11 protein-coding genes and 1 pseudogene are annotated in these 10,723 nt (G+C 70.7%); 10 read left to right on the forward strand and 2 right to left on the reverse strand.

From position 1 onward, the window contains the following. Positions 1-189, forward strand: a 189-nt coding sequence (locus tag ONA70_RS10360) for a glycoside hydrolase family 15 protein (RefSeq protein ID WP_406601179.1), incomplete at its 5' end; no start/stop codon positions are given. A gap of 109 nt (positions 190-298) precedes the next feature. Continuing rightward, the gene (locus ONA70_RS10365; protein ID WP_265006149.1) at positions 299-742 is read left to right on the forward strand and encodes a hypothetical protein; all 444 of its coding nucleotides are present in this window, start codon (positions 299-301) and stop codon (positions 740-742) included. A gap of 3 nt (positions 743-745) precedes the next feature. Here the strand turns inward: ONA70_RS10365 and ONA70_RS10370 are convergent, their stop codons facing one another. After that, positions 746-1,546, reverse strand: a complete 801-nt coding sequence (locus ONA70_RS10370; RefSeq protein WP_265006150.1) for a GNAT family N-acetyltransferase — start codon at positions 1,544-1,546, stop codon at positions 746-748. Between the two features lie 423 nt (positions 1,547-1,969). On the opposite strand from ONA70_RS10370, the gene ONA70_RS10375 reads away from it, so the two are divergent. From ONA70_RS10375 to ONA70_RS10390, 4 genes are all read left to right on the forward strand, one after another. Continuing rightward, a complete protein-coding gene (locus ONA70_RS10375) occupies positions 1,970-2,404 on the forward strand; it encodes a Fur family transcriptional regulator (RefSeq protein WP_265006151.1) in 435 nt (144 codons plus the stop codon). Beyond that, positions 2,401-4,635: a catalase/peroxidase HPI gene (gene katG / locus ONA70_RS10380; protein WP_406601180.1), complete on the forward strand. Its 2,235-nt coding sequence runs from the start codon at positions 2,401-2,403 to the stop codon at positions 4,633-4,635. The genes ONA70_RS10375 and katG overlap by 4 nt, the downstream gene beginning before the upstream one ends. Positions 4,636-4,691: 56 nt before the next feature. After that, positions 4,692-5,312, forward strand: a complete 621-nt coding sequence (locus tag ONA70_RS10385; RefSeq protein ID WP_265006152.1) for an FIMAH domain-containing protein — start codon at positions 4,692-4,694, stop codon at positions 5,310-5,312. A gap of 330 nt (positions 5,313-5,642) precedes the next feature. Beyond that, on the forward strand, positions 5,643-6,581 hold the full coding sequence (locus ONA70_RS10390; protein ID WP_265006153.1) for an LLM class flavin-dependent oxidoreductase: 939 nt from the start codon (positions 5,643-5,645) through the stop codon (positions 6,579-6,581). Here the strand turns inward: ONA70_RS10390 and ONA70_RS10395 are convergent, their stop codons facing one another. Then, positions 6,582-6,962: a VOC family protein gene (locus tag ONA70_RS10395; protein ID WP_265006154.1), complete on the reverse strand. Its 381-nt coding sequence runs from the start codon at positions 6,960-6,962 to the stop codon at positions 6,582-6,584. 353 nt (positions 6,963-7,315) lie between these two features. On the opposite strand from ONA70_RS10395, the gene ONA70_RS10400 reads away from it, so the two are divergent. The 4 genes and pseudogenes from ONA70_RS10400 (at position 7,316) to ONA70_RS10410 (ending at position 10,695) form a co-directional block, all read left to right on the forward strand. Further along, a complete protein-coding gene (locus ONA70_RS10400) occupies positions 7,316-9,217 on the forward strand; it encodes a hypothetical protein (protein ID WP_265006155.1) in 1,902 nt (633 codons plus the stop codon). 120 nt (positions 9,218-9,337) lie between these two features. Next, a pseudogene (locus ONA70_RS36915) lies at positions 9,338-9,526 on the forward strand (helix-turn-helix transcriptional regulator); the annotation flags it as partial. 82 nt (positions 9,527-9,608) lie between these two features. Continuing rightward, the gene (locus tag ONA70_RS10405; RefSeq protein WP_265006156.1) at positions 9,609-9,902 is read left to right on the forward strand and encodes a hypothetical protein; all 294 of its coding nucleotides are present in this window, start codon (positions 9,609-9,611) and stop codon (positions 9,900-9,902) included. A gap of 169 nt (positions 9,903-10,071) precedes the next feature. After that, on the forward strand, positions 10,072-10,695 hold the full coding sequence (locus ONA70_RS10410) for a hypothetical protein (RefSeq protein WP_265006157.1): 624 nt from the start codon (positions 10,072-10,074) through the stop codon (positions 10,693-10,695). The last annotated feature ends 28 nt before the right edge of the window (positions 10,696-10,723 follow it).

Below are 10,723 nucleotides of genomic sequence, written 5' to 3' on the forward strand. Positions count from 1 at the left end.
GGCCGGCTCGACGACGCCCGCCTCACCTTCGAGAAGATGTTCACCTTCAGCAGCAACCTGCGCCTCTACGCCGAGGAGATCGCCCTCACCGGCGAACAGATCGGCAACTTCCCCCAGGCGTTCAGCCACCTCGCCCTGATCACCACCGCGCTGCACCTCAACGAACTTCTCGACAAGCGGCAGCGGTGACCGGCCGCTCCCCCGCCGGAGGGAGGACCTCCCCGGCGCGGGGGATCAAGGCCGGGTGTCCTCGCCGCATGCTGAAGGCACGGGGGTCGGCGAGCGGAGGGGCGGACAGATGACCACGTCATCCTCGGACGCGCTGCCGTTCGTCGACGAACACCGGGTGCTCGCCCCGGCCTCGGCGCCCGCCGTGTGGCACGCCCTCGCCCGGCAGGTGCCCGGCGCCCGGGGCGGCGTCCTGGCCCACCTGCTCGGCGCCGAGCCGCGGCGCGCCTCCGGCACGCTCCTCGACCCGGGCGCCACGCTGCCCGGCTTCGCGGTCACCGAGGCGGAGCCCGGGCGGCACGTCCGGCTCACCGGCCGGCACCGGTTCTCCCGGTACGCGCTGGTCTTCACCCTCAGCGCGCAGCCCGGCGGCACGCTGCTCAGCGCCCGCACGTACGCCGAGTTCCCCGGGCTGCCGGGCCGGCTCTACCGCCTGCTGGTGATCGGCTCCGGCGGGCACCGCGTGCTGGTCGGGCGGATGCTGCGCACCATAGGCCGGCAGGCGGCCGGCTGACCGCTACCCGGCCGGGACCGCGTCCGGCGGATCGGCCGGCGCGGGCAGCAGCACCGTGAGCACCCGGGTGTACGGGCGGAACCCGGCGCCGTCGTACATCCGGCGAGCCGGATTCCCGTCGGCCACCGACAGGCCGACGGCTGGCAGACCGGCCTCGCGTGCCCCCCGCAACGCGTGGGTGAGCAGCGCCCGACCGAAGCCGCGGCCCTGGGCGCGCGGCGCCACGGCCAGGTTCAACACCCAGGCGCAGACGTCCTCGGTCCACGGCACCGGTCCGGCGCACAGCACGTGCCCGGCGCTGCGCCCGTCGGGATCCACCAGTCGGGCCGAGGCGGGCAGCAGCGGCGGCACCGGCTCTCCGGTGTCGAACATCGCGCGTACCTCTGCGGTGTCGCTGGCCTGCCACGGCCCGTCCGGATGGCCCGGCCCGTACGCTGCCGCCAACCCCTCGACCAGTTCGTCGTCCCAGCCCGGCTCGCCGAGGGACCAACCCGGCGGCAACGCCACCGGCGCCGGGACGTCGGCCAGGTCGTGCCGCATGTCGGTCGCGGCCCGGTGCAGGGTGAGGCCGCCCGCCACGAGCGCGTCCGCCAGGTCCTCGTCGGACGTCTCCAGCCGGTAGCCGGCGAGGTCGCGGCGCGCCTGCCCGGCAAGCAGCCGCACGGCCGTCCCGGGCAGCGGTCGCACCTCCGCCGCCACGCGCGTCCCCGCGTCGTCGCGCAGGCGCAGCCGGGCGAGGGCCGTACCGTCGTCGGCGACGAGCAGCGAGTCGGCGGGGTCTTCGGGATGGGGGCGCACCGGCATTCGCGCGAGGCTAGTGGCTCGGCCGGTTCGGGTTCCACCGGATAAAAGCCCGCCCGGAGCCCACGCCGGCCGAGCGTCACCGCGCCGCATGACCTGGTCCGCGCCGACGGGCCACATCGAGAGAGCGCCTTTCGAGCTGACGTCACAAGCGATTCACGACGCGCGGTCTGCTGGGCGGGGCCCGACCTGCCAAGGGCGGGCGGGGGTTTCGCCCGGCGGCCTCCGCCCTGCCTGAGTCGTTTGTGATGTCAGCTCCAAAGCCTCGTACGGAGACAACGCCCGCCCACGCCGGGCGCGGCGTCCATTCCCTGGCCGGCTCGGCCGGCGCGGCCGGCGCGAGCGCGACGTGCGCGGCGACGAGCCGTGCGGCGACTCAGCGCGTCGACTGGATGCATTCCATAAAAATGGGGCATACTTCGCAACATGCCCACGGCCTCGGATTTCGAACGCATGCTGCGCGCGTCCGCGCTCCGGGTGACCCGGCCGCGGCTGGCGGTGCTGCGGGCGGTGCACGCCCATCCGCACGCCGACACCGCCGCGATCTTCGGCGCCGTACGCAGGGACCTTCCCGAGGTGTCCCACCAGGCCGTGTACGACGTGCTGCGGGCGCTGACCACCGCGGGGCTGGTACGCCGCATCGAGCCCCCCGGCTCGGTGGCCCGGTACGAGGCGCGGGTCGGCGACAACCACCATCACGTCATGTGCCGGTCGTGCGGCGCCATCGCCGACATCGACTGCGCCGTCGGTACGGCTCCCTGCCTGACCGCGTCCGACAACCAGGGCTTCTCGATCGACGAGGCCGAGGTCACCTACTGGGGCCGGTGTCCCGAGTGTCTCGCCGCATCGGCGGGTAGTTGACAGATCGAGACCTCACGACAGGAGGAAATACCGACGTGCCTGAGCACGGCAGCGAGAGCGAGAACCCGGCAATCCCCTCCCCGACTCCCAAGCCGAGTCGGCCGAGGACCAACCAGGACTGGTGGCCGAATCAGCTGAACCTGCAGGTTCTCCATCAGCACTCACCCCGGGCCAACCCGATGGGCGCGGCCTTCAACTACGCGGAAGAGTTCAAGACCCTCGACGTCGACGCGCTGAAGCGGGACGTCATCGAGGTGATGACGACGTCGCAGGACTGGTGGCCGGCCGACTACGGCCACTACGGACCGCTCTTCATCCGGATGAGCTGGCACTCCGCCGGCACGTACCGGATCGAGGACGGCCGCGGCGGCGGTGGCGACGGCGCCCAGCGGTTCGCCCCGCTCAACAGCTGGCCCGACAACGCGAACCTGGACAAGGCGCGCCGGCTGCTCTGGCCGGTGAAGCAGAAGTACGGGCGGAAGATCTCCTGGGCCGACCTGCTGGTCTTGGCCGGCAACTGCGCCCTGGAGTCGATGGGGTTCAAGACCTTCGGCTTCGGCTTCGGCCGGGAGGACGTCTGGGAGCCCGAGGAGGTCTTCTGGGGGCCCGAGGACACCTGGCTCGGCGACGAACGCTACAGCGGTGACCGGGATCTCGCCGGCCCGCTCGGCGCCGTGCAGATGGGCCTGATCTACGTGAACCCGGAAGGGCCGAACGGCACTCCGGACCCGCTGGCCGCCGCCCGGGACATCCGCGAGACGTTCCGCCGGATGGCGATGGACGACGAGGAGACGGTCGCGCTGATCGCCGGGGGCCACACGTTCGGCAAGACGCACGGTGCCGCCAGCGCCGAGTACGTCGGCCCCGAGCCCGAGGGCGCGCCGCTCGAGGCGCAGGGCCTCGGTTGGCGGAACAGCTTCGGCAGCGGCAAGGCCGGGGACACCATCACCAGCGGGCTCGAGGGAGCGTGGACGCCCACCCCGATCACCTGGGACAACAGCTTCTTCGAAACCCTTTTCGGGTACGAGTGGGAAGTCACCGAGAGTCCCGCCGGCGCGAAGCAGTGGCGGCCGAAGAACAGTGCCGGGGCGGACGCCGTGCCCGCCGCCCACGACCCCTCGGTCCGGTACGCCCCGATGATGGCCACGACCGACCTCGCGCTGCGCCACGACCGGACCTACGAGCCGATCTCGCGGCGGTTCATGGCGAACCCGGACGAGTTCGCCGACGCGTTCGCCCGGGCCTGGTACAAGCTGCTGCACCGCGACATGGGCCCCGTCTCGCGTTACCTCGGCCCGTGGGTGCCGGAGCCGCAACTGTGGCAGGACCCGGTCCCGGCGGTCGACCACGAGTTGGTGACCGACGAGGACGTCGCCGCCCTCAAGCGCAAGGTCCTCGCCTCGGGGCTGTCCATCGCCCAGCTCGCCCGGACCGCCTGGGCGTCGGCGGCCAGCTTCCGCGGCACCGACATGCGCGGCGGGGCCAACGGGGCCCGGATCCGCCTGGAGCCGCAGCGGAACTGGGAGGTCAACGAGCCGGCCCAGCTCGCCACGGTGCTGCGGACCCTGACGGAGATCCAGCAGGAGTTCAACGGCTCCCAGTCCGGCGGGAAGAAGGTCTCCCTCGCCGACCTGATCGTCCTCGGCGGCTGCGCGGCCGTCGAGCAGGCGGCCAGGAACGCCGGCCACGACGTCACGGTCCCGTTCGCCCCGGGCCGTACGGACGCCTCCCAGGAGCAGACCGACGTCGAGTCGTTCACCGTGCTCGAACCGAAGGCGGACGGCTTCCGCAACTACCTGCGGGCCGGAGCGAAGCTGACGCCGGAGACCCTGCTGCTGGACCGGGCCAACCTCTTGACGCTGACCGCGCCCGAGATGACGGTCCTGATCGGCGGTATGCGGGCCTTGAACGCAAACGCCGGGCAGACCCGGCACGGCGTGCTCACCGACCGGCCCGAGGCGTTGACGACGGACTTCTTCGTGAACCTGCTCGACGCCGGCACGGAGTGGAAAGCCTCCACCTCGACGGAGAACGTGTACGAGGGTCGGGATCGGGCCACGGGCGAGGTCAGGTGGACCGCCAGCGCGGTCGACCTCGTCTTCGGCGCGAACTCCCAGCTCCGCGCGATCGCCGAGGTCTACGCCAGCAGCGACGGGCGGGAGAAGTTCGTCCAGGACTTCGTCGCGGCGTGGGTCAAGGTGATGAACCTCGACCGTTTCGACCTCGCCTGACCCGACGGGGCCCGGCCACCTCCCGGTGCCGGGCCCCGTCCTTCGGCTCTGGCACCATGTCCGGTGTGTCCAGCACGCCTAACTCGCCTGACAGTCCCGACCTGGTCCCGCCCACCACGTCGCTGCCGCTGGTACGCGGACGTGCCCGCCACCGCGCGGTGACCGATGGGCGCCGGTTGATGTGGGCGACCGTGGCGGGTGCGGCAGTCACCGTTGTCGCCGCGGCGGTCGTGGTCGCCACCACTGGCGATGGCGACCCGGAACGGCCGGGACCTGGACCGGTGATCGCCCAGCCCAGCGGCACTGACTCCGGCCACACCACCGATGTCGCGGTGACCGATGAGGCCTCCGCTTCCCCATCCCCGTCGCCGTCACCCAAAGCCTCCACGGCGCGTCCCGTGCGACCGACCGACCTCATCAAGGGAATGCAGGCCACGATCGACTGGCTCGTGCGGGAACGGCAGATGTCGGACGACGCCGGCGACGAGTTGCGCGGGCGGCTACGGGAGGTCGAGGAGGCAATCGCCGACGACGATCTGGACAAGGCGCGGGAGAAACTGCGCGAGTTCGCCGAGAAACTGGCCAGGCTCCGCAAGAAGGACCGGATCAGCGGCAACGGCTACAACACGCTCGCCGCCGGCGCAGGGCAACTCGCGCAAGCGTTGACCAACCGCTGACGCGCCGGCCTGCCCGGCCCGGAGGTACGCCGCCTGTTGCACGCGCTCGCCGCCGTGCACCTGCTCGACCCGGCGGGCTCGGACGGGTACCGGTTGAACCCGCTGGTGCACGCCTGGGCCCGGGAGCGCGCGCGAGGCCCTACGCAGCCAACTCCCCCGACCCCGGCCCTCGGTGAGCGTTCCCCTCCCCACCTCCGACGGCCGGCCCGCCGCGGCCTGCGCGTGACAGCACCGACCCCGCCCGGTCCGCTCGCGTGGACCGATTCGCCGGTCAGCAGAATCGGGCGCGTGGGGCCGATGCGCGGGGCCGGCACGGGCCATGCTGGGCCGATGGCGACGTTCTCCCTCCAGTCCACCCCCACCGACGCCGCGAGCTGGCTCGACCTGGCCCGGCGCGCCGAGGCGGCCGGCTTCGACGCCCTGCTCGCCGCCGACCACCCCGGCTCCTGCGCGAACCCGTTCGTCGCGCTGGCCGCCGCCGCGTCCGTGACCACGACGATCGGGCTCGGCTCGAACGTGTCGAACCTCGGCGTCCGCGAACCGATCCTGCTCGCCACCGACGTGGCCACCCTCGACCTGGTCTCCGGCGGGCGGGCCCGGCTGGGCGTCGGCGCCGGGCACACGCCGGCCGAGTGGCGCGCCGTCGGCCGGGAACGACCCGGCGTCGGCGGCCGGGTGCGGCGCTGCATCGCCGTCACCGAGGCCGTCCGCGCCCTGCTCGACGGCGAGGAGGTCACGGTGGAATCCCCCGAGCTGACCATGCACGCGGCCAGGCTGGAGTCGCCCCGGCCGGTCCAGGAACGCATCCCGCTGACCGTGGGGACGTCCAACTCGACGCTGCTGCGCTGGGCCGGCGCGCACGCCGACGTCGTCGGACTGGCCGGTTTCGGCCGTACGCTCGCCGACGGCCACATGCACGAGGCCCGCTGGCGGGCCGACCAGATCGAGGCGCAGCTCGCGTGCGTCGCCGCCGGGGCCGCCGGCCGGGCCGAACCGCCGCCGCTGGAAGCGCTGGTGCAGCGGGTGGTGGTGACCGACGACGCGGAGGCCGCCGCGGCGGAGCACGCCGAGCGGATCGGCCTCACCGTCGCCGAACTGCTGGCCACGCCGTTCGTGCTGATCGGCACCGAGGACGAGATCGTCGCGGCCGTCGCGGAACACGAGCGCCGCTGGGGGATCACCCGCTTCGTGGTACGCACCGACGCGCTGGAGCCGCTGACCCCGGTGCTGCGCCGCCTCTCGACCGGCGTCCCGAGCGCCGCACGGTGACTACCCGGCGCGGGGCTGGAACACGCCGAGAATGTTGCCTTCGCTGTCCTTGAACCAGCCACCGCGCATCGTCGGAAACTCGGCGACGCCGTTGACCGTCTTCAGGCCCGGGAGGTCGTAGTCCTCGAACGTCACGCCACGCCCCCGAAGGTCCGCCATCTCGGCATCGAGGTCGGCGACCGACCAGGCCGCCAACGTGTGGGGGGCCTGGCCTGCGTTGGGGGTGGGATAAAGGAAGAACCGCGTCCCACCGGACTCGAAATGGACGGCGTCCTCGGCCTCCCGCGAGATCGTCAGGCCCAGCGTGTCGCGATAGAAACGCTTGGCCCGTTCCATGTCGCTTGCCGGAATGGCCGCCTGCATCGGTATGTCTGTCAACATGATGGCTCACCTCCTGCGACAGCGTAATCAGCACCAGGCCGGCAATCTCCGGCTTTGACCCACTTTTGCCACCGTCGTGGCCGTGTCGGCGGGCCGTGGGCATCGTGCCGCCGGTCCGCGCCTGGCCCGTGGTCGCCGCCGCGGCGGTGAGCCCGGGAGCGCGGCCTCGGTAAGACTCGTCGTGGGCTCGATCGCTGCCTGTTGGAGTGCTGGTACGCCCAGCCCCGGTCACTCGGTGGGCATGCCGTTTACTGGGCTTCCGTGAATCCGGTACACGGGCTTTGAGCTGCCTCGATATTATCCGGGCAGCACGCACGCGGGGTGCGGGCCGGAAATTGGGAGGCGGGCCAAAAATGTCCACATCGACGCGTCCGCGCGGGCTTTCCATCGCCCTTGCCGCGACGCTCGGCCTTACCGGGCTCGCGGTGTTCGCCGCAGCCGAGTCCGCCGCCGCGGCACCGCACTACGCGAACGCCCCGTCCATCCAGATCGGATACACGGACCGGGCGACCACGCACACCGCGTACGACTGGACCGAGGGTGTCGATCTGCCCTTGGGTGCTCGAACCGACACGAAGGGCGACAGGCACAAGTCTCGTGTCTATGCGACCTTCGACTTGTCCCAATTCGCGGGTAAGGAAGTCTTCGGCGGCACCGTGCGCATCCGGGAGCGGAGCGCGGCCGACTGCACCAAGAGGGCCATCGAGATCTGGCGGACGAATCCCGTAAGCGAGACGCCGACCTGGGGGAACGCCCCCGAGGAGTTGACGAAACTCGACGAGATCACCACCCCGGAATACTGCCCCACCGCCTCCATCACCTTCGACGTCTCAGTGGCGGTGCAGGACGCGGTGGCCAAGGGCGAGACGCGGGTGACGTTCGCGCTGCGGGTCCCCGAGGAGCACGAGGGCGATGTCCGCTACGGCCGGACTCTGAACTGGTACAACAGCGTGTCCCTGAGCGTGCGGTACAACTCGGCGCCGGTACTGGACGAGGCCCAGATGTACAACGGTGGCCGGTTGTGCGCGACGGCGGCGCCCTATCCGGCGCTCTCGGCCTTTGCCGACCAACTCCAGGTCAGCGGTAGCGACCCCGACCTGCAGCAGCACGCGACCCTGGGGTACGAGTTCGCGTTGTGGCCCGTCGACGATCCGTCCCACCGGACGGAGATCAGCGTGCCGGACGGCAGTGCGGGGATGTTCGGCACGGGCACGGTGCTGGCTGGCGTCCTCGTCGACGGGAGGAGCTACTCCTGGCAGGCCCGCGTGAGTGACGGTCTTGCGACCTCCGCTTGGTCGAAGGTGTGCACCTTCGTCGTCGACAAGACATTTCCTTCACGGCCACAGATCTCATCGGCGAACTACCCGAAGGCCGATACCGGGCAGTGGACGCCCGTTGGTGTGCCGGGAGAATTCACCTTCTCGGCCGGTGGAGACACCGACGTCATCGGATTTGCCTACCAATGGTATAACCGCTCGGGCGGCGTACAGGGTTGCCAGGTCGTCGCAGGCGGTCGGTTCGACTGCGAAGACCCGGCCACCAGTGATCGGGTGGTCAAGGCGGATGTGCCGGGCGGTACCGTGACGGTGCCGATCATCCCGCCAAACCCCTTTACCAACACGCTCTACGTACAATCGGTCGACCGCGCGGGAAACACCTCTGCCGCGGTCGGGTACGAGATGCGGGTGCCGTCGACCGAGCCGACGATCAAGGCCATCGGTACGCCGGAGTGGGGCAAGCCCTTGACGCTGAAGTTCACGCCCGTACCCGGGATGCCGGGTGTCACGAAGTACGAGTACCGCCTGAACAACGGCGAACCGCAGTTCGTGACAGCCGGCGAGGACGGTACCGCCACCATCAGCTTCATCACTGACAGCGCCTCCGGGCATTCCGTCAGCGCGCGGAGCTACAGCGCCAACGGCTGGATTTCGACCGAGGGGAACTGGTCCTTCGCGTTCGATCCCGGGCCCGGTGTCACGTCCGACGTCTACCTGTCCGACGGCGAACCGCACGGCGGTGTAGGCGTGCCCGGTACTTTCATCTTCTCGCCACCGGTGGGCTGGAGCGAGGTGGGCTACTATCGCTACTCCTTCAATGGCGAGGACTTCTTCGACGTTCCGGCTGGACCTGACGGTCGGGCCAGCGTCACCTGGACGCCGGAAACGAGTGGTGGCGTAGGCCTCGACGTGTTCGTGATCCGCCCGGATGGCACGTGGGGCGACTACGGCAACTTCTACCGGTTCACAGTCGCCTGAATTGCGCTCAGACGGTGAAGTAGGTGGCGCGAAAGGCATCGACGGCTTTCCGTTTGATCGCCCCGGCTCGATACCATGAGCGACGCTGCGCGCTCGGTCTGGTGTGAGGGGTGACAGCCTATGGCGTCCTCGTTCGGTGCCCTGCTCCGCGAACACCGCAGGAACCTGGGCCTCACCCAGGAACAGTTGGCGGCGCGCGCCTCGATCAGCAGCCAGGCCGTGGGCGCGTTGGAGCGGGGCACTCGCCGGTTCCCGCACCAATACACGATCAGCCGCCTCGCCGACGCGTTGGGCCTCGACGGTGAGCAGAGGGCCGCGTTCACCGGGGCTGCCGCGCGGCCGCCGGCGCCTGCGGCCGACAAGGGTTCCGGTACGACCGGCGAACCCCGCGTTGTCGGTCGGCGATCTCGACGTCCGGGCCAGCATCGGCCTCAGCTACCAGGCTCTCAGCCACGCCGAGCAGCAGCTGATCCGCCGGCTGGCGCTGCTCTGGGCGCCGGACTGGCCGGCCTGGGTCGCCGACGAGCTCTGCGCCGGGCCGGCCGAGCCGCTTCTCGACGAGCTGGTCAACGTGCATCTTGTCGAGCCGGTGGGCGTCGACGCGGTCGGCCAGCAGCGGTTCCGCCTGCATGACCTCATCGCCGAGTTCGCCCGCGAGCGCGCGCAGGCCGAGGAGAGCCGCTGAGGACCTCGACCTGGCAGGTGTTCGACAGCCTGATGTCTGCCGGAGGCTGGGTCTACTTCGGGCACAACTCCGACGGCTCCCTCTACCGGTACCTCGATGATCGTCATGACACAATCGCCCAGGATCAGATTCACCACGACGGTCGTCGTATCGATGGGAGCCGTAGCCCGTGAGCGTTGAACCCGCCCCTGTCGAGCCGGACACGACCAGGAACGGTCGCTCGTCGTTCTGGACGTCACTGCCGGGCCTCCTCACGGCCATCTCCGGCCTGCTCACCGCGATCCTCGCCGTCTGCGCCTTCATCTACCAGGTCTCCGGGTGGGGCGACGACACCACCACCAACTCGAACACCTCTACCGACATGCCGGCGTCGACGAATCACTCGACCACGGCCACGAAGGCGGCGTCGAGCCCTACCGCCGCAGCCGGAACAGAGGAGCCCCTCTGGCAGAACAAGCTGCTGTTCGGGAGTTCGGGCGTGGACTTCGACACGGTGCCGCCGACCGTCTCACCCGGCGATGGAATGGACTTCTACGACGCTGACGCACACCAGATCGCGCCGCTGGGCTCCACCGCCCTGCTGGCGAAATGGACCGGTGCGGGAACGCCGACCGCCGCAGACTGCGCGGAGCTGCTCTCCCGGGAAGGCGTCAGCAAGACCCAGACGTACTTCCAAGGCGCCAAGTTCTGCGCGCGCTCCAAGGAGACACACATGGTCGTGCTGATCGCGTTCGTGGGCCCGAAGTCCGGCGAGTACCAGATCGACGTCACCGTCTGGGCGCCGCGAGACTAGGCAAGTTGCTTGGCACCGTCGCGTTGTG

Origin of the sequence: Micromonospora yasonensis (assembly GCF_026013475.1) — a bacterium.
GTDB classification, from domain to species: Bacteria; Actinomycetota; Actinomycetes; order Mycobacteriales; family Micromonosporaceae; genus Micromonospora; species Micromonospora yasonensis.